Source organism: Pedobacter sp. B4-66, assembly GCF_018492665.1.
In the GTDB taxonomy this organism is placed as follows: domain Bacteria; phylum Bacteroidota; class Bacteroidia; order Sphingobacteriales; family Sphingobacteriaceae; genus Pedobacter.
This window is the reverse complement of sequence record NZ_JAFVME010000001.1, coordinates 471805-496340: the sequence shown is the minus strand read 5'-3', so window position 1 is coordinate 496340 and position 24536 is coordinate 471805. Positions and strand designations below refer to the sequence as shown.

General features: G+C 38.5%; 20 protein-coding genes. 12 read left to right on the top strand and 8 right to left on the bottom strand.

What is annotated here, in order from left to right:
* Nucleotides 1–79 precede the first annotated feature (79 nt).
* From J1905_RS01980 to J1905_RS01960, 5 genes are all read right to left on the bottom strand, one after another.
* Nucleotides 80–964 carry an alkaline phosphatase family protein gene (locus tag J1905_RS01980; RefSeq protein WP_214225494.1) on the bottom strand — a complete coding sequence of 295 codons (885 nt, stop codon included), beginning with the start codon at nt 962–964 and terminating at the stop codon, nt 80–82.
* 178 nt (nt 965–1142) lie between these two features.
* The gene (locus tag J1905_RS01975) at nt 1143–1553 is read right to left on the bottom strand and encodes a GtrA family protein (protein ID WP_214225493.1); all 411 of its coding nucleotides are present in this window, start codon (nt 1551–1553) and stop codon (nt 1143–1145) included.
* Between the two features lie 33 nt (nt 1554–1586).
* Nucleotides 1587–2282, bottom strand: coding sequence for a CDP-alcohol phosphatidyltransferase family protein (locus J1905_RS01970; RefSeq protein WP_214225492.1), 696 nt, complete (start codon nt 2280–2282; stop codon nt 1587–1589).
* 49 nt (nt 2283–2331) lie between these two features.
* On the bottom strand, nt 2332–3528 hold the full coding sequence (locus J1905_RS01965; RefSeq protein ID WP_214225491.1) for a metallophosphoesterase: 1197 nt from the start codon (nt 3526–3528) through the stop codon (nt 2332–2334).
* A gap of 102 nt (nt 3529–3630) precedes the next feature.
* A complete protein-coding gene (locus J1905_RS01960; RefSeq protein ID WP_214225490.1) occupies nt 3631–4572 on the bottom strand; it encodes a metallophosphoesterase family protein in 942 nt (313 codons plus the stop codon).
* A 228-nt stretch (nt 4573–4800) separates the two neighbouring features.
* On the opposite strand from J1905_RS01960, the gene J1905_RS01955 reads away from it, so the two are divergent.
* Nucleotides 4801–5898 carry an alkaline phosphatase family protein gene (locus tag J1905_RS01955; RefSeq protein WP_214225489.1) on the top strand — a complete coding sequence of 366 codons (1098 nt, stop codon included), beginning with the start codon at nt 4801–4803 and terminating at the stop codon, nt 5896–5898.
* 121 nt (nt 5899–6019) lie between these two features.
* On the opposite strand, the gene J1905_RS01950 is transcribed toward J1905_RS01955, so the two are convergent.
* Complete coding sequence (locus tag J1905_RS01950) at nt 6020–6298, bottom strand: hypothetical protein (protein ID WP_214225488.1); 279 nt, start codon at nt 6296–6298, stop codon at nt 6020–6022.
* A 390-nt stretch (nt 6299–6688) separates the two neighbouring features.
* Here J1905_RS01950 and J1905_RS01945 point away from each other — a divergent pair, with 390 nt between their 5' ends.
* The 8 genes from J1905_RS01945 (at nt 6689) to J1905_RS01910 (ending at nt 17104) form a co-directional block, all read left to right on the top strand.
* Nucleotides 6689–8773 (top strand): ferredoxin-like domain-containing protein, encoded by a 2085-nt coding sequence (locus J1905_RS01945; protein WP_214225487.1) that lies wholly within the window; start codon nt 6689–6691, stop codon nt 8771–8773.
* 4 nt (nt 8774–8777) lie between these two features.
* Nucleotides 8778–9569 carry a uroporphyrinogen-III C-methyltransferase gene (cobA, locus tag J1905_RS01940; RefSeq protein WP_108204412.1) on the top strand — a complete coding sequence of 264 codons (792 nt, stop codon included), beginning with the start codon at nt 8778–8780 and terminating at the stop codon, nt 9567–9569.
* Nucleotides 9570–9574: 5 nt separating this feature from the next.
* On the top strand, nt 9575–11101 hold the full coding sequence (locus J1905_RS01935; protein WP_214225486.1) for a TSUP family transporter: 1527 nt from the start codon (nt 9575–9577) through the stop codon (nt 11099–11101).
* Nucleotides 11102–11103: 2 nt separating this feature from the next.
* Entirely contained in the window at nt 11104–11808 is a 705-nt protein-coding gene (locus J1905_RS01930) for a phosphoadenylyl-sulfate reductase (RefSeq protein ID WP_214225485.1), read from the top strand.
* Nucleotides 11809–11822: 14 nt separating this feature from the next.
* Nucleotides 11823–12728 (top strand): sulfate adenylyltransferase subunit CysD, encoded by a 906-nt coding sequence (gene cysD, locus J1905_RS01925; RefSeq protein WP_173092334.1) that lies wholly within the window; start codon nt 11823–11825, stop codon nt 12726–12728.
* A complete protein-coding gene (locus J1905_RS01920) occupies nt 12728–13978 on the top strand; it encodes a sulfate adenylyltransferase subunit 1 (RefSeq protein ID WP_214225484.1) in 1251 nt (416 codons plus the stop codon). The genes cysD and J1905_RS01920 overlap by 1 nt, the downstream gene beginning before the upstream one ends.
* Nucleotides 13979–14419: 441 nt before the next feature.
* Nucleotides 14420–15826 (top strand): glycogen synthase, encoded by a 1407-nt coding sequence (locus tag J1905_RS01915; RefSeq protein ID WP_173092338.1) that lies wholly within the window; start codon nt 14420–14422, stop codon nt 15824–15826.
* Between the two features lie 12 nt (nt 15827–15838).
* On the top strand, nt 15839–17104 hold the full coding sequence (locus J1905_RS01910; protein ID WP_173092340.1) for a glucose-1-phosphate adenylyltransferase: 1266 nt from the start codon (nt 15839–15841) through the stop codon (nt 17102–17104).
* Here the strand turns inward: J1905_RS01910 and J1905_RS01905 are convergent, their stop codons facing one another.
* Both J1905_RS01905 and J1905_RS01900 read right to left on the bottom strand, forming a co-directional pair.
* Nucleotides 17105–18466 carry a sensor histidine kinase gene (locus tag J1905_RS01905; RefSeq protein ID WP_214225483.1) on the bottom strand — a complete coding sequence of 454 codons (1362 nt, stop codon included), beginning with the start codon at nt 18464–18466 and terminating at the stop codon, nt 17105–17107.
* Complete coding sequence (locus J1905_RS01900) at nt 18466–19836, bottom strand: sigma-54-dependent transcriptional regulator (RefSeq protein WP_214225482.1); 1371 nt, start codon at nt 19834–19836, stop codon at nt 18466–18468. The genes J1905_RS01905 and J1905_RS01900 overlap by 1 nt, the downstream gene beginning before the upstream one ends.
* Nucleotides 19837–20018: 182 nt before the next feature.
* On the opposite strand from J1905_RS01900, the gene J1905_RS01895 reads away from it, so the two are divergent.
* The 3 genes from J1905_RS01895 (at nt 20019) to J1905_RS01885 (ending at nt 24521) form a co-directional block, all read left to right on the top strand.
* Entirely contained in the window at nt 20019–21263 is a 1245-nt protein-coding gene (locus J1905_RS01895; protein ID WP_214225481.1) for an efflux RND transporter periplasmic adaptor subunit, read from the top strand.
* 126 nt (nt 21264–21389) lie between these two features.
* Nucleotides 21390–22088, top strand: coding sequence for an ABC transporter ATP-binding protein (locus J1905_RS01890; RefSeq protein ID WP_068890251.1), 699 nt, complete (start codon nt 21390–21392; stop codon nt 22086–22088).
* A gap of 54 nt (nt 22089–22142) precedes the next feature.
* Nucleotides 22143–24521 (top strand): ABC transporter permease, encoded by a 2379-nt coding sequence (locus tag J1905_RS01885; RefSeq protein ID WP_214225480.1) that lies wholly within the window; start codon nt 22143–22145, stop codon nt 24519–24521.
* Nucleotides 24522–24536 lie beyond the last annotated feature (15 nt).

Sequence of the window (24536 nt, the reverse complement as noted above, 5' to 3'; positions counted from 1 at the left end):
TCATCCTGAAACAAATTTGCTTCGCAGCTTCTTCGAGGTCAGGATGATGACAGTGATGATAGGATTGGGTATCTGTTTCTTACTGAAAACTATCCCCCACAGCTTTACCTCTCCAGCTTTGCGGCGTTTTCAATCCTAATATCCATGCAATGGTTGCACCTGTATCATATGTGATAATCACATCTTTAATCTCGTGGTTCTTTTTAACACCAACTCCATTTATTACCCATGGAATTTCAACCTCGTCTAAAGATTTGCCACCATGCCCTTTACCTGTGCCGCCATGATCTGCAGATAAGATGATGATGGTTTCGTTTTCAATACCTGCATCTTTAACTGCTTGTACAATCTTGCCGATTCTGATGTCAACCTTTTGCAGTTGCTCATAATACGCAGGAGTTCTATGTCCGATACCATGACCTGTGCCATCTGGTTCGTCAAGATGTACAAAAGTGAAGTAAGGTTTATCTCTTTTAATGATCGTAGCTGCGGTATCAGTGCAGAAATCGTCATTATCGTTTCCTGGAACTACAATGCTGATTGCATCTTTCTCTACTAATGGACCAATACCCGGCCAGCTGTAAACTACTGCGGTTTTAGCATTAGGTTTCTGCTCTCTGATTACGCTGAAAATTGAAGGAAAAAGGCCGTATTTAGTAGTGGTAGCTGAAGGGATTTCTGGAGTTTTACTTCCCCATTCGGTGTACCCATGTTCGGTTGGTCCGGCACCCATAAGCATGGAAGCCCAGTTCACAGCACTCGAAGAAGGCAATACAGATCTGGCTTTTAACGACCATGATCCTGTTTCCATAAGCTTTTTTAAGTTTGGCATTTTGGCATTAGGAACAGCATATGCGCCAAATCCGTCGCATCCAATTAAAACGACGTGTTTTACTTTTTTCACCTGGGCATTAAGTTGTATTGCGAAACAGAATAAGCAGGAGGCAATAATTAGTTTTTTCATTTGCTACTTGTGGTTTAAATGAGGTTTTGTTGAGTATAAATAACACACCTGTCGTGGCGCATTAAAGAACGTATCAATTCCTTTCAAGAGTTAAATGTATGTAAATATTTGTTTAGTAAAACTAAACAATAGAAATATTACAAATATTCAATAATAAGATAATGTTGATTTTAACAGTCTAGAGTGATTTTCTTCTAAACACCCAGTACTTCTGTAAAACGTAGTTAAAGCCCAGAGATACAATAATATCCACTATAACACGGCATATTTTGTAATCAAGTTTTAGCCAGTTTGTAAACAAATAAGTGCCTGATGATTTTAATAAAATACTGCCACCTACAACAAATATAAATTTAATCAATTGTTGTCCAACGGGAGCGTGGCTTGCTTTGGCTGTGGTAAAGGTCCAGTAACGGTTAACCGAAAAGTTAACTACTGCGCCGACAATTCCGCCTATGGCGATAGAAATGGTGTAATGAATGCCAAGTAATTCTGTGCATAATATCATTACCAGATAGTCAACTATTCCACCTGTAAAGGCAGAAAGCTGGGCTTTGGCAAAAACAAATACAGCATTCTTTTTACTCATTAAACGGCACTCTTTTTTAACAATCTTCTTTTATTAAACGGTCTCTTTTTTGGCTAAACGAACTTCGCGCTCTGCGTTATCACGAATATCGCCAAGTTTTAACAGTTTTCTGGTATCTAAAAAATTAATGATAAATAAGGTGATACAGATTATGGCAGCAAAGTATTCTATCAGATGACCAAAAAGAACCTCGACAATAAATATGATAGCAAGTATAATTCTGATTTCGGTAGGGCCCACAATACCTGAGTCAATGCTGTAGATGTCGGTAATTTTGTAGCGTAATTGCGAAATAATCATCGCCCAGCCGTATAAAACTACAAAAACGAAGGCAATAAGTTCGTATTCATTTCTGGCATAAACCATGTAGCCTAGGCCAATAAGTACGGTACTTACCCAATCCATGATGATGTCTAGAGAGAAGCCATACCATTTTCTTGGGATGTTTCTGTAGTAAGCAATTCTTCCGTCAAGCGAGTCGCCGAACCAGTTAATTGCCAAACCTAAAATACCAAGTAATAAAAAACTTCGATTGTCGTATGTAGCTAAAATAAAACCAGCAAGAACTAACAGCGAGCCGAAAGTGCCTGTGTAGGTTAGCATGTCAGATGTGATGAATGAAGGAACTCGCTTTACGAGGTAGGAAATGGTTTTTTGTTCAGCACTTCTTAAGATATTAGTTCTTTTTCTGTCTTGAAATATCCTTTTCAAATCTTGTGTTTCTTCCATTCAGGGGTTGCAAGTATGCTTTTTATAACGCGCTACAAAAGTAGGCATTTTAACTTATTCCAGGTGATCTTTTCAATTCTATTACAGTTATCTCCGGCCATATGCCGATCCTGCCTGAAAATCCAAGAAATCCGAAGCCTCTGTTGATGTTTAAAAACCTTCCATTTTTGCTGGTTATTCCTGCCCAATGTGCATAGCGATACTTTACTGGGCTCCATTTGATGCCAAAAGCCTCTATTCCAAACTGCATACCGTGCGTATGTCCGGCTAGGGTAAGGTGTACTTTTGAAGGGTGTTTTACAACCTCAGCTTCCCAGTGTGATGGATCATGTGAAAGTAATATTTTAAAGTCATCGGCGTTAGTGCCTGCTAAAGCCTTATTTAAGTCGCCTCTTTCTCCAAAACCGATACCCCAATTTTCTACTCCGGCAAGCACAATTTTTTGTCCGTTTTTGTGGAGTATTATATCTTCATCAAGTAGCAATCTGTAGCCTAATTCTCCATGATATTCTTTTAGCTGTTGGAGGTTTGCTGCTTTTTCTGCTTCATTTTTCCAGGGTACATAATCTCCGTAATCATGATTTCCTAAAACAGAAAACTGTCCGAATGGCGCTTTTACCTGTTTAAAATGCTCAATCCAAGGCTTAATTTCTTCAGCTTTATTGTTTACAAGATCACCTGTAAATACAAACAGATCCGAGTTTTGAGCTTTGATCAGGTTGATGCCTTTTTGTACTGCCAAAGAATTTTTAAAGCTTCCGGCGTGTACATCAGAGATTTGGGTGATGGTAAAGCCATCAAAATTTGAAGGCAAATCGTCGAAATATAAGGTGTGTTTAATTACCCTGTAGGCGTATTTTCCTTTAACAATGCCGTAAATGAAAATGATAATCACAAGCAGGACAACGAGTAGGGCAAACTCAACCCAATGCACGTTTCTTTCGCCTTGGGTGATTAGTCTGTAGATGTCGCCTAGTAGTAAGAATGCCGAAAATACCACTTCTGTAACAAATAGGATTAGGAAAACATGGGTGGTCACTTTAAAAAGTAAGTCCATTCCATTGTCGCGCATTCTAACAATGGAGTAGATGAGTGCGCCAGTTGTGATGGCGATAAAGCCCCAAAAAAGGGGTGTAGTAAACGAATTTGAGCTAATTGTTCGGATGCCCGAAAGCACATACCAGTTTAAAACAAAAAGTAATATTGCTATAATTGCGAGTGGTAAGACACTGATTCTTCTCTTCATGTAGTTTTATAAACGAATTAAAATTACAGCTTGGATGACAAAGTGTTTGGTATGTTACTCAATATGACATTAGTACAACTATCGTCACGCTCCGTCATCCTACTAAACCTTAATAACCCGGTCCGAAATATAAGGCGCAGTTCCGTAACCGTTATACTCCGGGGCGTTTTGCGTGGCTTCTTGACCTGGATACTCCGATTTATGGCCTTTAATCTCAGCTACCCCATTAGAGTGAATAGTTAAAACCGCCCACAGCGGTTCTTTAGTATGCGCAAAATCATAACCTGTAAGCGGATGGGTAAACTGGTAAGATATGCTATTGATCTGCACGTAATTAATTCCATTATAAATATTGTGGTAATCCTGATGATGATGACCGCTAAAAACAAACTGTATCTTATTAAATCCCGCTTTTTTATTTATTCTTTCAAATATCAAGCGAATCAGCGCTCCTTCCTTTAAGCCATCCTGATCATTGTCTATTCCCTGGTGACAAAATATGATCACAGGCAAATTAGTCGCTTCTAAATCCTGCTTCATCCATTTGATTTGAGCTGGGTTCATAGATCGCGGATACCCTTTCGAAGTATCTCCTTCAGATCTTTCGTTTCCGTTTAACACTACAAAATGATACCCATTAGCATCAAAGGAGTAATACTTCCCTTTAGCACTCCAAAAATCGACAACCTGATCTTGCGTAAAACCACCATCAGTATCATGATTCCCTATTACGTGGTATTTTGGTCCGGTAAACTTGTTCCAGATGCTCATCAGGTTTTTGTTCTTTTCCTTAGGGACGCAAAAATCTCCCATTTGAATGATGAAATCCGGTTTAGTCTGGTTCATTTCGGTGATGAACGACTGTAGCCTTTGTTCGCCGTCTTTTATTAGATCATGATGAAGATCCGTGCATATTCCTATGCGTAGCAATGGTTTTTTACCTGATAAAACAAATGAGGTTTCGCTTTTACTGTACAGGTTTTGTATTCCCGAAAGGCTTCCAGTTCCAATTAATGTGCTGACTAAAAAATTGCGTCTTTTCAAGGTTCTTTTTTAAAGTTCAAACCGGTTTTTTCTTAGCTACAATTGTAGAATAAATATTTAAATAAATGAAGTTTATTTTTAATATTTGTAAACATGTATGGTTTAAGTGCAGATCGTTAAAAATGCGTTATAATATGATTAAAGTTGTAATTGTCTATTTTTAACTTAAAAAACACAAACTGTTAAATTATTGTTATTAAATCTTAAAGTTTATATATACTAAAAATTATGAAATCGAAATTACTCCTGTTGTCGTTTCTTTTGATAATCACAATTACCTCTTCCTTTGCGCAAAAAGGCAAAACGAAAAACGTGATTCTTATCTCTATTGACGGCTATCGCTGGCAAGAAATTTTTAAGGGGGCCGACTCTTCCCTTTTGTTTCCTAGAAAATACCGCAAGCAAGACTCAACCGAGCTGGTAAAAAAGTATTGGGCAGCTACACCAAAAGAGCGCAGAGAAAAATTGATGCCGTTTTTTTGGAATACCATTGCTAAACAAGGGCAATTATACGGTAACCGCGACTTAAAAAATTACGTGAACGTAAAAAACAAATACTGGTTCTCATACCCGGGTAGGAGCGAAACATTGTGCGGATACTTTGATCCGGCAATTAATTCGAACAGTTATCCGGATAATCCGAACGAAAACGTGCTGGAGTTTATTAATAAACAAAAAGGCTATCAAAACAAGGTGGTAACCTTTGCCGGTTGGGATGCTGTGGCACAAATTGTGAACCGCAACAGAAACAAAATGCCTTTGTACAACCCTTACGAAGATGTAAAAGATGCTAAATTAACAGAGGCACAAAAGCTGGCTAACGAAATGCAATACCTTTTGCCAGATTATTTCGGTAAATCAGTACGCTTCGATTTGAGTACTTATGCGATGGCTAAAACCTATATCGCGGCCAATCACCCTAAGTTGGTTTATATAGATTTTGTAGATCCGGATGATTTTGGACATGCCGGAGAATACGATTCTTTCCTTGATGCCGGTCATTACCTGGATAAAATGATAGCAAGCCTTTGGGCGAGTCTTCAGGCTGATCCATTCTATAAAGACAATACCACTATCATGATTTGCCCTGATCATGGTCGCGGTACAGAGAAAGGGTGGGTAAGTCACGGATCAGGAACTATCCACTCTAACGAAACCTGGTTTGCTGTAATAGGGCCAGACACTCCAGCTAAAGGCGAAATGAATACAGAAGGACAGATTTATCAGGATCAGTTTGCACAAACACTAGCACATTTTCTGGGCTTTAAGTTTACCGCAAACCATCCTGTAAGCGAAAGAGTAGAGTCTGCTGCGTCATTGAAATAATGTAATAGAATTCAGAACAAAGCAACCAGGAATTGTCTACAGATAATTCAGTATTTGACAATCACTGGACAATGTGTAGGCTACCTCTGGATAAGTTATTATTTCGCGAGCTCTTTTGCTGCTACTTTTTTAGCTTTAGCTGGGCTTCAGTTTTTTTAACAGGAGCTGTAGCTTTTTTAGCTGGAGCAGCAGTTTCTTTAGGTTCAACACTTGCTTCAGCAGTTTCAGCTTTGGTTACTTTATGTTTTTTAGAAAGTTTTTTAGCTAGTTTGGCTACTGCTTTATTGATTTCTTTCTTGGCGTCTTTAGGGTTATAGTCTAATCCTGTAATTACAGCTTCAATTCCTGAGGTTAATTGTGCGTTTAAAGCTTTACGAAGTTCCTTGGTTTTATCTTTCATGACATAGTTTTTAAGAATTGCAAAACAACATAAAGATAGTGTAAATTTCATATTATCATTATGTTAATCTTTTTACGTTGCTTAACACAGATTGAAAAAGTTTTAATCCGTAACCTTTTATTATGCACTAATTTAGCTAATCTTGAATGGTTTTAAATTGCAAAATAACTGACTGATAATTAGTGTATTAATTCTTTTTTTACAATTCTATGTACTACCAAACCTATATACTTTATATATTTGCTTTATGAAAACAGTGAAACATAGAAATAACTCCATTATCATGCGTTGCATGAATGGGTAATACTATGACTGTTTGGAACAAAACTTTTAAAAGCTTCTTCAGTCTCCCCGACAAAGGAGCTTTTTTTAAATTAGACCTAACAACAGATGCAGAGCTTTAGAACAGAGTTAGAAAATCCTATTGTCGAAAAAGATATAATTGATCTTGAAAAGAAGATCAGGGAATTCCGCGAAGGTAAAATCCATGATGAGAAATTTAGAAGCTTGCGTTTGGCACGTGGGGTTTACGGCCAAAGACAGCCAGGCGTACAAATGGTGCGTATTAAACTGCCATTTGGTAAAGTAACTTTCAATCAGCTTTTACGTATTGCAGATGTATCTGATGAATATGCTAGCGGGAACTTACACTTAACAACCCGTCAGGATATTCAGATTCACTATGTGAGTTTAGATAGAACTCCTCAGCTTTGGGAGGAACTTCAGCGTGATGATGTTACCATTCGTGAAGCTTGCGGTAACACTGTTCGTAACGTAACCTCTTCTCCTGATTCAGGTATCAATCCAAATGAACCATTTGATGTATCGCCTTATGCGCATGCATTCTTTAAATATTTTTTACGTAACCCTATTTGTCAGGAAATGGGAAGAAAGATTAAATTCTCTTTCTCTTCTGATGAAACGGATACGGCATTTAGTTATATTCACGATCTTGGCTTCATTCCAAAAATTAATGAGCAAGGCGAGCGTGGCTTTAAAGTTGTTCTTGGTGGTGGTTTAGGTGCTCAGCCATTTTTAGCAGAATTGGTTCATGATTTTCTACACGAAGATCAGATCATTCCTTATGCTGAAGCGATGCTAAGAGTATTTGATCGTTACGGGGAGAGAACAAACAGAAATAAAGCGCGTTTAAAATACCTGGTTCAGAAATTAGGCTTAGAAGAAGTTGTAAGACTGATTGAAGAAGAGCGTGTAGCTAATAAATCAAAGTCATTTAAAATAGACCGCGATTCGGTTCCTGATCCTCAGGTTCCTGAATTGTTAGATTATCCTGCTTTGGATGATGTTGTAAATTCATTGGATTACAAACATTGGCGTGCTACTAATGCCGTTGCTCAAAAGCAAGAAGGTTTTTATGGTGTGTACATTAAAGTAACTAAGGGTGATATCCCAACTGACCTTGCTCGCAAGCTGGTTGAGGCAATTAGTCCTTTTGCTGCTGATGAGATCCGTGTTACTCAGAATCAAGGCTTATTGTTGAAATATGTAAGAGAAGGTGCTTTACCGTCATTATATGTTGAACTTAAAGCTTTAGGTTTCGCTAAACCTGGTTTTGATAGCGTTGGTGATGTAACTACTTGCCCTGGTACAGATACTTGTAACCTTGGTATATCAAACAGTATGTCGCTTTCGGTTGCTTTGGAAGATGTGATCTACGAAGAATATCCGGAATTGATTTACGATAAAGACATTAAAATAAAGATCAGTGGATGTATGAACTCTTGCGGTCAGCATGGTTTAGCACACATTGGTTTTCATGGTAGCTCTGTAAAGGCTAACGGTAAAGTTGTACCTGCGGTACAGGTGATGCTTGGTGGCGGTACAGTTGGTGATGGTGCAGGTAGGGTAGCTGAGCGTGTAATTAAAGCGCCATCTAAACGCGCAACAGATGTGTTAAGAGCTTTGTTGAACGATTTTGCTGCTAATGCTGAGAAAGAAGAAAGCTTCCACCAGTATTATGACAGAAACGGTAAAGATTATTTCTACCAGTTGTTAAAACCAATTGCTGATTTGACTAACCTTAAAGACGAAGAGTATGTAGATTGGGGTCATGAAGAGACTTTTGAAACTGCTATCGGTGTTGGTGAATGTGCCGGTGTGGTAATAGATCTTGTGGCTACTTTGTTATTAGAATCTGAAGAGAAATTAGGTTGGGCTAAAGCTTCGTACGAAGCTGGTGCATGGTCTGACGCTATTTACCATACTTATGCAGTGTTTGTTGGTTCGGCCAAAGCTTTATTGCTTGATAAAGGTGTGAACAGCAGTACTCAGATTGGAGTAATCAGAGAGTTTGATAAAAACTATGTTGAAACCGGAGAAGTTGTACTTGAAGGTTCATTTAATGATCTGGTACTTCAAATTAACAAAAACGAGCCTACAGAAGCGTTTGCAACTGCTTATTTAGCCGATGTTGAACGTTTTTATAACTCAATTAAAGGAACAAGAGGGGAGTAGCCTAATGATCACTCACAAAAATATATATAACAGAGAACCAAGGATCACGCTTGTGGGCGCTGGTCCTGGTGATCCGGAACTCATCACAATGAAAGGTGCTAATGCACTTAAAACTGCTGATGTGGTTTTGTATGATGCATTGGTTAATGAAGGGGTTTTAGATTATGCCAACCCTGATGCCATTAAGGTGTATGTTGGAAAAAGATCTGGCGAACATTCATACGGTCAGGATGCGATAAATAAACTGATGATCGATTACGCCCTTAATTACGGCCATGTGGTTCGTTTAAAAGGTGGCGATCCGTTTGTGTTTGGCAGAGGATATGAAGAATTGGATTTTGCTGCGGGTTATAGTGTACCGGTAACGGTTGTACCTGGTTTATCCAGCTCTATATCTGTACCTGGTTTACAGCAGATTCCGGTTACACATCGCGGACTTAGTGAAAGCTTCTGGGTGGTAACAGGAACTACTTCTTCAGGTAAAATATCTAATGATCTGTATGAGGCTGCCCGCTCAAAAGCTACTGTAGTAGTATTGATGGGATTGGGTAAGCTTAAAGAGATTGTGAAACTGTTCCAAAACGAGGGTAAGAATTTATTGCCTGTTGCTGCCATTCAAAGTGGATCAACAGAGAGTGAGAAACTAGCCGTAGGTACTGTAGATACAATTGTGGAATTGGTAGCAGAAAAAGGTATCGAAGCTCCGGCCTTATTGATATTTGGTCAGGTGGTTTCTTTACATCCTTCTTTTCAGCCAATCAAGGATTTTTACCAGGCTTTAAAAGAAGAGTTGTAGTTTTTATGGAAGGCAATCAATTATTTCCTGTCTTCATAAAATTGAATACCATACACACCGTACTAGTTGGTGCCGGTCCGGTGGGTTTGGAAAAATTAACAGCAATATTAGGTAATAGTCCTGATGCCAGGGTTACCGTTATTGGACTCGAAATTTTACCCGAATTGCAAGAGCTTGCTGATAAGCATGAGGGTGTAACAGTATTTCAAAAAGAGTTTGTTGCTGCCGATCTTAATGGTGCAGATCTGGTAGTAGCAGCTACAAATAATGATTTACTGAATCAGGAGATCAGGATACAGGCTGATCAGCGCAATTTGCTGGTTAACTTTGCTGATAAACCTGATCTGTGTAACTTTTACCTAGGTTCTATTGTTAAAAAGGGCGACCTTAAAATAGCAATATCAACCAATGGTAAATCGCCAACCATTGCAAAACGGTTGAAAGAAGTGCTGAATGATAGTTTGCCTGAAGAGTTGAATGATACTTTGCAGCAAATGGAAGCGCTTAGAAATACACTTAATGGTGATTTCGCTTCGAAGGTTAAAAAACTGAATGAAGTGACTTTGTCGTTAGTTGAAGGAAACGGGACGATTGATGCCACCGCTGAGCTTGTTGAAGACTCATCTTTAGTTAAAGATAAGGAAGAAAAAAGCAGAAGAGGTAAGATGAAGTGGCTGATATGGCTGGCAATTGTGTTTTCTTTTGTAATTGTTGTTGCTGCTTTTTGGCATAAAGAACCGGAATTTCAGGCTTACATTGAAAATCTGAACCCGATGTTCTACTGGTTCTTGCTGGGAGGTTTTGTTTTTGCAATGATTGATGGTGCGATTGGAATGTCGTACGGTGTTACCAGTACCTCATTTTCTTTGGCAATGGGCGTTCCACCGGCTTCGGCCAGTATGGGTGTCCATCTTTCGGAGATTTTGAGTAATGGCATAGCTGGCTGGATGCATTATCGTTTTGGTAATGTAAACTGGAAACTGTTCAGGTTACTGCTTTTGCCTGGGATTATTGGTGCGGTAGCGGGAGCATATTTGTTGTCGTCGTTAGAGCATTACAGCAATTACACCAAGCCGGTTGTTTCTTTATATACTTTGATATTGGGTTTTGTAATCCTTTCTAAAGCATATAAAGCAAATAAGAAAACAGTAGGTCCAAAGAAAAAGATAAAGAAAGTTTCTTTATTGGGCTTGTTTGGCGGTTTTATTGATGCTGTTGGTGGCGGAGGCTGGGGTTCAATTGTTTTGTCGAGCTTAATTGCCGGCGGAAGAAATGCCAGGTTCTCGTTAGGAACAGTAAAGATAACGCGCTTTTTTATTGCGTTGATGAGTTCGCTAACCTTTATCACCATGTTAAATGGTGCACATTGGGAGGCAGTAGGAGGTTTAGTTATCGGTAGTGCGCTTGCATCGCCAATTGCAGCAAGAGTATCAAACAAGATCTCTGCTAAAACTATTATGGTTTCGGTAGGTATTTTGGTAATTGCAGTTAGCTTAAGAAGCATCATCAACTTTATCCTCAAATTAGTATAGTCATGAAGGAAAAATTAGAAGAAATAGCAGAAAAGATAAAAGGACTTGATCCGGTTGATGCACTTAAATTCTTTGCAAGTGAATATCCGGGTAAGATTGTTTTTTCGACCAGTTTTGGCTGGGAAGATCAGGTGATTACACACATGATTTTTGCCAATGATATTCCTATTGAGGTTTTTACATTGGAAACGGGAAGGTTGTTTCCTGAAACGTATTACGTGTGGAATCGTACTTTAGAAATTTATAAGAAACCGATATTAGCTTATTTTCCGCAGGCAGAAGCCGTGCAGGAAATGGTGAATAAGAAAGGCCCGAGCAGCTTTTATGAGTCGGTAGAGAACAGAAAAGAATGCTGCGGAATCCGTAAAATGGAACCTTTAAGACGTGCTTTAAAAGGCAATGACCTATGGGTTACAGGGATCAGGTCTGAGCAGTCTGTAAACAGACATGATATGGCTAATCTGGAATGGGATGAGCAAAATCAGCTGATTAAGTTTCACCCAATCTTTTTCTGGTCGCTGGATGAAGTGAAGGAATACATTAAAAAGAATAACATCGTTTACAATACATTACATGATAAGGGTTTCCCTAGTATAGGATGTGCTCCTTGTACAAGAGCGGTGAGAGCCGGTGAAGATTTTAGAGCCGGCCGTTGGTGGTGGGAAGATCAATCAAAAAAGGAATGTGGTTTACACGCCACTTCGTAATTGCAACAAAGAAAATGAGTAAGTATAATTTAGATTATTTAGACGAATTAGAGGCCGAGGCAATTCACATTTTGCGTGAAGTTGCAGGGCAATTTGAAAAACCTGCCTTGTTGTTTTCGGGAGGTAAGGATTCTATTACACTGGTACGTTTGGCTGAAAAGGCTTTTAGACCAGGTAAATTTCCTTTCCCTTTGGTGCATATCGACACCGGACACAACTTTGAGGAAACCATTACCTACAGGGATAAAATGATTGAACGCATTGGCGAAAAGCTGATTGTTGGTTCGGTTCAGGATTCTATAGACCAGGGTAAAGTGGTAGAGCAAAAAGGTAAAAATGCGAGCAGAAATTCACTGCAAACGGTTACCCTTTTGGATACTATTGCTGCCAATGGTTTTGATGCTTGTATTGGTGGGGCCCGCAGAGATGAGGAAAAAGCCCGTGCTAAAGAGCGTATCTTCTCGGTAAGAGATGAGTTCGGTCAGTGGGATCCGAAACGTCAGCGTCCGGAGTTGTGGAACATCTATAACGGAAAAATCCACAAAGGTGAGAACGTTCGCGTTTTCCCTATCAGTAACTGGACTGAGCTTGATGTTTGGAACTACATTCGTCGTGAGAACATTGAACTGCCTTCTATCTATTTTGCTCATGAAAGAGATGTGATTACCCGTAATGGTCAGCTAATGGCTGCTTCTCCGTTCTTAAACATGGATGAGGATGACATTGTTGAGCACAAGAAAGTACGTTTCCGTACGGTTGGTGATATGAGCTGTACTGCTGCGGTTGAGTCTGACGCAGATCAGCTGGATGATATCATTGCTGAAATCAGCGAATCAAAGATTAGTGAACGTGGTGCCCGCATGGACGATAAAGTATCGGAAGCTGCAATGGAAGACCGCAAAAAAGGAGGATACTTTTAATGAACTTACTTAAATTTTTTACAGCCGGTAGTGTTGATGATGGTAAAAGCACACTTATTGGAAGGTTGTTATATGATACAGATTCCATTTTAGCTGATCAGTTAGAGGCTTTACAGCAATCTAACCGTAAAAACGACGATGGATCAATTGATCTTGCTATTTTAACTGATGGCTTAAGAGCTGAAAGGGAGCAGGGGATTACCATTGATGTTGCTTATAAATATTTTCAGACTGAGAAGCGTAAGTTTATCATAGCTGATACCCCGGGGCATATTCAATATACCCGTAACATGATTACCGGTGCATCTACCGCCAAACTTGCCATCATTTTAGTTGATGCACGTAATGGCGTGATTGAGCAAACCATCAGACACTCTTACCTGGTTTCTTTATTGGGTATTGAGCACGTCGTGGTATGCTTAAATAAAATGGATATGGTTGATTACAGCGAAGAGGTGTTTAATACCATTACTGACAGATACAAAACGCTTGCTACGGATTTAAGCTTAAAGGATGTTACTTTTATTCCTATTAGTGCTTTAAAAGGTGATAATGTGGTTAATGAATCGGAACATATGCCTTGGTATAAAGGTCAAAGCTTGCTTCATTTCCTGGAAAATGTTGACGTAGAAACTGGTCCTGATTATAACCTTGCCCGTATGCCTGTGCAGTGGGTGGTTAGACCTCAGACTGATGAGCTTCATGATTACAGAGGTTATGCTGGTCGTGTACTTAGTGGTTCATTTAATGTAAATGATAAAGTAACAGTATTGCCATCTGGTACCAGTTCTGTTATTGAGCGCATAGAGATATTTGATCAAACTCCTTCTGAAGTACATGCAGGTCAATCTGTAACGCTTCATTTAAAGGACAATATAGATATTAGTCGTGGTGATGTATTGGTGAACTCTGATCACTTGCCTCAAAGTTCTCAGCTGATTGAAGCTGATGTTTGCTGGATGGATACACGTCCTCTTGATGAGCACATTACTTACCTATTGCAACACAATAGCAAGGTTACTAAGTGTAAAGTTCGTGAGATCATCCACAAAGTTGATATCAACACTCTTGAAAAGCAAGAGGCTTACGACTTTAAATTGAATGATATAGGTCGTATTGTGATTAAAACCGCTGATGCGCTTGCTTTCGATTTTTATACGGATAATAAGGCAAATGGTGCTGCCATTTTAATTGATAGCAGAACTAATTTAACTGTTGCCGCTTTGATGTTTAGAGCGGTTGCGGATTAGTTTTCTTAATTGCTTTTGAAAAAAATCAATATACTACTCAGAGTCTGGAATCTTTTGCCCTGAAAAAGGGCAAAAGTTCCTAGGTCTCTTCGCAATGCAATTGATTTTTTTACCAGACGCTTAAGCTAGTAATGTTCTCCCCATTTTTCTTTTCTCTCCTCTGTCCCTCTACTCTTTCTCTCCTCCATCCCTTTACATCTCCCCTCAATAAATTCCACTAATAATGAAGCGGTTTGTTTTTGGCGCTTAGAAAAAAATGGATATGCTGTGAAGAGGCCTAGGAATCATTTACGCTTTTTCAGCGTAATTTGTTCCAGACTCTGAATAGCATGCCATTTTTTTAAAAACTAACCACTTCATTTTTATTAAATTTTTTTCCTTTAATTATTTGCAATCCCTGTTGTAATCGCTAATTTAAGACTGTTTTTAAAATCTCAAATTATGGAAATTATACACCTTAGTGCCGAATGTTATCCTATTGCTAAAGTAGGTGGTCTGGGGGACGTTGTTGGTGCTTTACCAAAGTATCAAAATAAGCTTGGACACGTAGCTAAGGTTGTTATGCCTGCTTACCAAACCAAATTTATGCAAGAGAACGAGTTTGAAGTGGTGTATGATGGCTGGAGTAAACTAGGCTTCCATAACTTTCCTGTAAGGATATTCAGAGAGAAAACCAATAAGCTTGGCTTTGATCTTTACCTGGTGCACATCTCTGGCCTTATGGATAGAGAAAAGGTTTACGGTTACGACGACGATACGGAACGCTTTTTAGCCTATCAGATATCTGTTTTAGATTGGATTTCGCAATGGGAACATCGCCCGGATGTGGTTCATTGTCATGATCACCATACCGGATTGGTGCCCTTTATGATGGCGTACTGTCAGCAGTTTAGAAATATTAGCAATGTACCTACTATATTAACCATTCATAACGCCCAATATCAGGGACAGTTTGGTTGGGATAAACTTCATTACATTCCACCTTTTGACTTATGGAAATCGGGACAGCTTGACTGGAAAGGTTCTATCAATCCGTTGGCATCAGCAATTAAATGTGCATGGAGGGTAACTACTGTATCTCCAAGTTACCTTGACGAAATCAGCTTTAGGGCAAACGGATTGGAAGATTTGTTAGCGCAGGAGCGAGGTAAGTCCGTAGGTATTCTGAACGGAATTGATAATGATGTTTGGGACCCCTCGACGGATGCGATGTTAGAAAAGCAATTCTCAATTAAAACGGTTGAAGCCGGTAAACAGGCAAACAAAGCAGCACTTTGTAGTACTTTTAACCTGGATCCAACAAAACCACTTTACACCTTTATTGGTAGGCTGGTTGGTGAAAAGGGTGCAGATCTGTTGCCTGATATATTTTATAACGCTTTGCATCAGGCAAACGGTGATATAAATGTGTTGGTGTTAGGCTCTGGTGATCCGCAGGTGGAGGGAAGACTAAACCATTTAAAGGAGGCTTTTCCTGGAAATTACAATGCCTATATAGGATATAATGAACAACTTTCTCATCAAATATATGCAGGAGCAGATTTTTTGCTTATGCCAAGTAGGGTAGAGCCTTGTGGTTTAAACCAGATGTATGCTTTAAGATATGGTACGATACCTATTGTAAGGCGTATTGGAGGGCTTAAAGACACGGTGATTGATATTGGTGACGGTGGCTTTGGTATATGCCACGATCAGACCAGTGTATGGGATGTAAACCATGCAATGGGACGTGCATATGAATTGTATTTGGATAAGAAAAAAGTGAAAGAAATTCGTAAGTTTATGATGCAGCTCGATCATTCCTGGGACAATGCAGCACAACAGTATATTGATCTTTACCAAATTTAAATATGAATGAACATGACTGACAAAGTATTGGGTGTAATTCTTGGCGGCGGCCAGGGCTCTAGGTTAGCCCCTCTTACACAAACTCGCTCTAAACCTGCTGTGCCTATTGCAGGGAAATACAGATTGGTTGATATTCCAATCTCCAATTGCTTAAATTCGGGTATACACCGCATGTTTGTTTTAACGCAGTTTAACTCTGCATCTTTAAATAAGCACATTAAAAATACTTACCACTTTAGTCATTTTAGTTTGGCTTTTGTTGATATTCTGGCGGCTGAGCAAACGCCTGATAATCCGACGTGGTTTCAAGGTACGGCTGATGCAGTTAGACAAACAATGCATCATTTGCTGAACCACGACTTTGAGTATGTGCTTATCTTGTCTGGAGATCAGTTGTATCAGATGGATTTTAAACAGATGGTGCAGGCACACATTGATAGCGGGGTACAGATTACTTTGGCTACAATACCGGTAAACGCTAAGGATGCCCCTGATTTCGGAATCTTGAAATCGAATGAGGATAATATCATCACTTCGTTTATTGAAAAGCCTAAGACGAATTTGGAGGACTGGATTTCAGATACTGGTCCTGAGATGCATGCTGAAGGTCGCGATTACCTGGCTTCTATGGGTATTTACATTTTCAATAAGGATCTTTTAATCAAGATTTTTGCAGAAAATGAAGACGAAAAAGATTTTGGAAAAGAGATTATCCCAAGAATGCTAACTGAATATGACGTATTAAGTTATCAATATGATGGTTACTGGACTGATATAGGTAATATATCTTCGTTCTTTGAAGCTAACCTTGGCTTAACTGATGATATCCCTAAATTTAATTTATTTGATAGTGGCCATAGCATCTTTACGCGTGCTCGTATGTTGCCGCCATCAAAAATATTGGGTACAACTTTAGATAAAACCATTATTGCTGAGGGCTGTATTTTACAGGCTAAATGTATAAAACATGCTGTAATTGGTATCCGTTCAAGAATTGGGGTTGGTACGCATATAGAAAGCTGCTACATTATGGGTAGCGATAAATACCAGACCTTGATAGAAATTGAAAAGGAAAAAGGTACTAAGCCGCTGATAGGTATTGGCGATAATTGTAAAATTGTAAACGCAATAATTGATAAGAACAGTAGGATAGGCGATAATGTAACAATTATTGGCGGCGACCATTTACCTGATGGTGATCATCCGCTTTATACGGTTAAGGATGGTATTGTAGTGGTTAAAAAAGGCGCTATCATACCAGACGGAACAACTATTTAATTACTGATATTTAAACACCAGAGAAAAAGTAGTTTTTTCGTAAGGAACTGAAGTTACTTCCAAACTTCCCTGGTGCATTTTCATAATGTTTCGGGTAATGGTTAAGCCAATACCCGAACCATTTTTTCTGGTGGTAAAGAATGGTACAAAGATCTTTTCTATTAACTCGGGTTCGATGCCCTTACCATTATCACTAACCTCAAAGTATAGCTTATTCTGATCAAGCCTGTAGTTGATTTCAATAACGGGATGCTCTGTTGTACCCTCCAAAGCATAAATACTATTGGTGACCAGATTTATCAAAGCTTGTTCTACCAGTTTTAAGTCGATGTTTATAGTGATTTTTGAAGAGGTTTGTTCTACTTTCAGGATGATATTTCGGCCACTGGCAAAGGGTTGCATCAGCACTTTTATGTGTTGCAGAATCTCGCCAATGGTATGGTAATGTAAGTCTGGCGTTGGTAGCTCGGCTATTAAACGGTAATCTTTTACAAAGTCAAGTAAACCTTCCGATCTTCTTCTGATGGTTTTAATTGCAGGTTTTAAGTCTTCCAACTCTTCAAAATTTAAGCTTTGTTTATCGGCAATCATGCCATCAACTGTATTTGATAGTGAGCTGATAGGGGTGATGGAGTTCAGGATTTCATGAGAGATGACCCCGATGAGCCTGTTCCACGCTTCTGATTCTTTTTGCTCAATCTCATCCTTAATGTTTTGGAAAGATATGATCGTGTAATCTGTATTGTATAAGTTTAATGGGATAACTTCAGTTGATAACTGGATTAGTTTATCCTGTATCTTAAGCTCCATAAACCGTTTACCTCCCTTGCCAATAGATTCTACTTCGGTGGCAAACTGAGGGATGTGTTGTCTTAGTCTGTGCCAGTATTTATATGCAGGTACATTTAATAACTGGGCTGCAGCCTGGTTAAAGAATACTATTTCTTCGTGTTTGGCGTCTTCTCTTTCATCTTTTATCACAATTACGCCAACGGGAACCTGTTCCAGAATTGTTTTAATAAGCTGAAACATGGAATCTTTTTCCAACTGTATATCCTTTTGAACTTGTATGATGTCGTTAAAAGATTCGTACAATTCAGGAAAACTACCTTTGGTAGCCTTGTTTCTAAAGTTTAAGGTATTGTCGCGTGTTTTTACCGCCAGAATAAACCGGTTGATGTCATCTCTGATCTGGTTGATGTAATAATACAGGCTTAGCATTGTGCCAATCAATATGATACTTAAGCCTATTATGGTAAACCATAGTTCGGTTTTTTTAATAAGATAAAATAACAGAACAGCCAGCGCATTGATAACCAGCAGGCGACTTATTAAACGAAAGGTGAAGCGGTTGTAAAACATTATAAGTCGAATTTTTCTATACGCCTGTAAAGTGCTGCCCGTGTTAGGCCCAAATCTGCAGCGGCTCTGGATATGTTTCCTTTATGCTTATCTATTGCCTTTTGCACCATTAGCTTCTCCATTTCCTCTAGCCCCATATCTGATTGAATAGGTGCAGCACCACCAAATTTCTGTGGACTAAGCTGTAAATCGTTTACCCCAATCTTAAGGCTGTCTGACATGATTACTGCTCGTTCTACAACATGTTGTAACTCGCGGACATTACCCGGCCAATGGTAATTTAGCAACATAGTTTCTGCTTTGGCTTCGAAATCAAGAATGCTTTTGTGGTATTTGGTGCTGAAAGTGTTAAGGAAATGGCCTGCAAGTAACAGAATGTCTTCGCCACGTTGCGCCAATCCTGGTAAAAGTAGTTCAACCGTGTTTATTCTGAACAGCAAATCCTGACGGAATGTACCTTTCGAAACCATCTCGTTCAAAGGCATATTGGTTGCCGTAATGAGGCGCACATTAATTTTACGCTCTTTGCTTTCGCCCAAACGGTTAACCGTACGGTTCTGAATTACACTTAATAGTTTTGCCTGTAACGGGAGGGAAAGGTTACCTATCTCATCCAGGAATATAGTTCCTCCTTCAGCCATTTCAAACCTTCCTGGTTTATCATCCTTTGCATCTGTAAAAGCGCCCTTAGCGTAACCAAATAATTCACTTTCGAACAGGTTCTCATTTAAAGAGCCAAGATCTACGTGCATAAATATCTGGTTCTTTCTATGCGAGAGTTTATGTAGTTCGTAAGCAAAAACCTGCTTTCCTGTACCATTCTCGCCCAAAATTAATACATTGGCATCTGTTGGTGCTACTTTTACCAATGTGTTTTGCAAATGCTTTATAGGTTCTGAATTACCTACAATGTTTTCAAACTGCCTGTTGATGTCCTTTTGCAAAGAAGAATGAATCCTTTCTAGCTTCTTTACCTTTTTATTAGACTGCCTTAATTTGGAGGCGGCCGATAAGGTAGCAAACAGTTTATCGTTTTCCCATGGCTTTAGTATGAAGTCTGTAGCACCTTTTTTAATGGCTTGTACAGCAAGTTCAACATTGCCATAAGCCGTCATTAGTATAACTACATAGTCTTTATCAATAGATAGGATATGTTCCAGCCAGTAAATTCCTTCACGGCCATCACTAGCTCCTTTTTGATAGTTCATGTCAAGCAGAATAATATCTACCTCATTACGGCTCAGTAATACATTAATTTCTTTTGGTGATTTACAGGTGATGACCTGACTAAAGTGCTGTTTTAAAAATAATCTTGCACTTAAAAGGATATCATCATCATCATCAATGACTAAAACGGTTGCATCTATCATTGTAATAAAAAGTTTGTTATTCAAAAATAGTAAAAGTGTTCGATGATGTACATCGAGTGTTCGATTATGAACATGTTTTGTTTTGTGTTATATTTAATTGGTTGATTTTCAGTTGTGTAAATGTTATTTGCGCAGTTGGCATATACTTGGCTTAGCGGTAAGTGTTAAGCGTAGAAAATAAAATGGATAAAATAATAGAGAAAAAGAGATTCAATAAGAAAACAATCCTGATGATGGTTGGGGGAGTAATCTTTGCGGGCCTTGTTGCATATGGTTACAGTTTGTCGTTGAACAAAGTTTATAAAGCCGATTCTGATAAAATCACTATCAACAAAGTGCTTTATGGAGATTTTGAAGATGTTGTTTTGTTGAACACCAGTGTTGTTCCTTTAACTTCAGTAATTGTTAGTTCTCCTGAAGGGGGTACTGTTGCAGAGATCTTTACTGAAAATGGTGCCAGTGTGGTAAAAGGCACACCTCTTTTAAGAATAACCAATCCTAATGCTTTATCTAATTACACCTCTAGCGAAACCAGTATAATTGAACAAATCAATCAATTAAGGAAACTTAGGCTAGATCTTGAACAGAACCAAAGGGTAATGAGCCAGGATATGATGGACATTGAGAATAGCTTAAGAACGGCAACCCGTAAATATAAAATAGACAGTACATTGTTCTCAAAAAAGGTGATCACTTTACAGGAGTTTAACATCTCAAGTCAGGATTACGAGTATTACCAAGGGCGTAAAAAAATACTGAGAGAGGCTGTAAAGCAAGAGAATCAAAGTCGTACGATGCAGTTGAAGCAAATAGATTTCTCTATAGGCAGGATGGACGAGAGTTTGGAGACCATCAGACAGAATATTGAAAATATGACGATTAAAGCTCCTGTTGCAGGCCGTTTATCATCATACGATCCGGTAACAGGTAAATCGTATGGTGCTAATGAAATGCTTGGTAAAATTGATGTAATGCAGGGTTATAAGTTGCAGGCCGGTGTTGATGAATATTACATCAACAGAGTAAAAGAAGGTCAATCTGCAAATTGTGAGTTTAATGGTAAAACCTATCGTTTAACAGTTAAAAAGGTAATTCCTGAGGTAACTGCCGGTCAGTTTCAGATAGAATTAACCTTTGATGGTGCATCGCCGGAAGGCTTAAGAAGAGGTTTGTCGTTGCAGGTAAAACTAACCTTGTCTGACAATAGCAAATCGTTACTTCTTGCACAAGGACAGTTTTTCCAAAGTACCGGAGGATCGTGGGCGTTTGTGATTAAAGACGGAAAAGCAACAAAAAGAAATATAAAGATTGGGCGTAAAAATCATCTGTACTATGAAGTACTGGAAGGTTTGCTAAAGAATGAAGAGGTAATTACTTCCTCTTATGATCAGTTCAATCAGTATGATATAATTGAAGTTAGTAAGTAGAAATTAGTTTAGTTTTAGTTTAGTTGAATAAGAAAGGTTTTCTCTGCGTCTGTGCGAGGAACAGAGAAACCTTCTTATCATTAAATTGAAATTCATAAAATAGATTAACACCATAAAAATATAACCATGATAAAAATTGAGAATCTGGAAAAAGTTTACAAAACTGAAGAAATAGAAACAACTGCCTTAAATGGTATTAATCTTCATGTAAAAGAAGGAGAGTTTGTTTCTATAATGGGGCCTTCCGGTTGCGGTAAGTCTACCTTATTAAATGTAATGGGTTTGCTGGATAAACCTGAAAGTGGTAGTTATAAATTTATTGATACTGAGCTTTTGAAACTGAACGACAGAGAGCGTTCGAATTTCAGAAAACGCAATATGGGTTTCGTATTCCAGAACTTTAACCTGATTGATGAACTGACAGTTTTTGAAAATATTGAACTTCCGCTGATCTATAATAAAGTTGCTGCAGGAGAGCGCAAGCGACTGGTAAACGAGATTATAGAACGCATGAATATTGTAAACCGTAGCGGACACTTCCCACAACAACTCTCTGGAGGACAGCAACAGCGTGTTGCTGTTGCCAGGGCTTTGGTTACTAAACCTAAACTGGTACTTGCGGATGAGCCTACAGGTAATTTGGATAGCTCTCATGGTAATGAGGTAATGGAATTATTGTGCGAGTTAAATGAAACAGGAACTACCATAGTAATGGTAACTCACTCTTCGCATGATGCCAGTTTCTCTAACCGAATCATTAACCTAAAAGATGGACACGTGATTTCTGAAAAGATAAATAAAGGCCGCACTGAGGAATTGATTTAGGTAGATCTAATTTCTAAGTAACAGAGTTAACAACCAAGTAACTGCACCGATAATATGTTTAAACTGAATTTTAAGATAGCCCTACGTAACCTTTGGAAAAACAAGGTTTATACAGCAATTAATATCGGTGGACTTTCTATAGCTCTGGCGGCTTTTATATTGGTGATTCTATATGTTACTTATGAAACGAGTTACGATAAAGATGTACCCAATTATGACAGAATTTATCAGGTAGGCAGAAGCTTGCCCGACTTTAAAACTGAATATACACCTGCACCACTTGCCAAATTAATTAAAGATAATTTTCCTGAAGTTGAGGTGGCAGGAAAGATGACTCCTACATGGTTTGAATTCCCGCTCAATACAGAAAAGGGTAGGATATATTCGACCAAAGCTTTGATCATGGATTTTAAGACTGCCAAAATGTTTAACATTTGGCCAGATGCAAAATCAGTTGATGAAAACGATCCTGGATTTCAAGGGTATGTACCCAAATTGTTTATTAAAGAGCTATTTCCAAATCAGAAAGTAGTATTCCCAATTGAAGTTGGTCTTGGACCCAAAAAAGCTGCACAGTCGGCTAAGTTATTTGGTACAATTGATAGGACAGATGAGCATTCTAATATAAAATTTGATTTGGTATCCCTTTCAAAGGACATAGCCTTCGGTAACAATGATTACGGAACAAATAATTATAGAACCTTTATACAGGTTAAGGAGGGAACAAATATTGAGGCACTTCAGCAAAAAATAGATCATCTTTTTAAGGCAGAGCTTATTAAAGGAGGCTTACCTGAAAGCGATCGTAGAATTGCTGGACGATCCGTTATATTTCTGGATCCTTTAAAGAATCTTCATTTAAGACCAATGGCGGGCAACGATACCAACTATAAGATTGTAGTCGCGCTTTTTGGCCTAGGTATTCTGATTATCATTATTGCCTGTATCAACTTTACAAATCTTACCATTGCCCAAGCTACAAAACGGGCAAAAGAGGTTGGGGTAAAGAAGGTATTGGGTGCTTATCGCTTTAATCTTACATTTCAGTTTCTTGCAGAGATTTTTATGCAATGCTTGCTGGCCTTGATACTAGGGCTCATTATAGCCGAAATGATGCTGCCTGTGTTTAATAATTTATTCGGTATTCCATTGTCGATATGGCATAGAAATACAGCTCTTTTTGGTCAACTGTTATTGATATTAATAGGGATTACTGTTATATCCGGTATATATCCTGCATTGGTTCTTTCAGGTTATAAACCTGCATCAGTTTTAAAGGGTAATATGCAAACCAGTTATAAAACACTTTGGTTACGAAATTCTCTTCTGGCAGGTCAGTTTGTAATTGCCATCATCTTTATTGCGGGCTTGTTGATTGTGAACAATCAGCTGAAATACATGAGGGCAGAGGACAAAGGATTTAAATCATCACAAGTGGTTTTTATTAAAAATATCCAGTTCTATAATAACCCTAAAGATTTTGAAAGTGCAAGAAACAAAATAATGAAAATACCTGGAGTGAACAATGTAACTGTAGCTTCAGATATACCTGATGGATCTAAACCAGGTACAAATAATTACAAATTAGAAAGTAAGGAATTGTCAATTGACTTTCTGGATGTAAACTTTGATTACTTTGAAACGCTGGATATTAAGCTGAAAAATGGGCGCTTTTTCTCCAGAGATTTCATTGCTGATACAGCCAATTCAGCAATTCTGAATGAAACTGCAGTTGCCCGATATGGAATAACTAATCCGATAGGTAAGATAATCAGAGGCTGTAACATGGATTATAAAATAGTTGGTGTGGTAAAGGACTTTAAAGCTCAGGGTTTTGAAGCAGCTGTAGAGCCAACAGTATATGCGGTTAAGAATCCATGTAATGATAAGAAATTAAAGATAATGGTCAATATCGATCAGAATAGCATGACTTCTGCACTTGCAACACTTAAGTCTCAGTGGCCAGCTATCAATACGCTTGATGGTGAAGATTTCAGATATGAGTTTTTGGATGAATTGTATGGTAAACTATTTAAAAAACAGGAACAGCTTCAGTCGGTATTTTTCTTTGCCGCAATGCTTACCATATTTATTGCCGTACTGGGGTTATTTGCATTCTCAGCATTTACAACGAACAATAGAATAAAGGAAATATCTATCAGGAAAATACTTGGTGCTACAGATTTTCAGATGTTTAAAATGTTAAATACCTTTTTCATCTGGATTGTATTGATTGCCAATCTTATTGCCTGGCCATTGGCTTATGTATTGGCGAAGAAATGGTTAGAAACCTTTGCTTACAGAATAGATATTCCTCTTTTTCCCTTCTTTATTGCAGCAGTACTATCAACGGTTCTTACTGTGCTTACGGTAAGTATCCAAGCCAGAAAGGCAGTGAAAACAAATCCTGCTGATGCATTAAAATATGAATAACCTTAATTAACACAC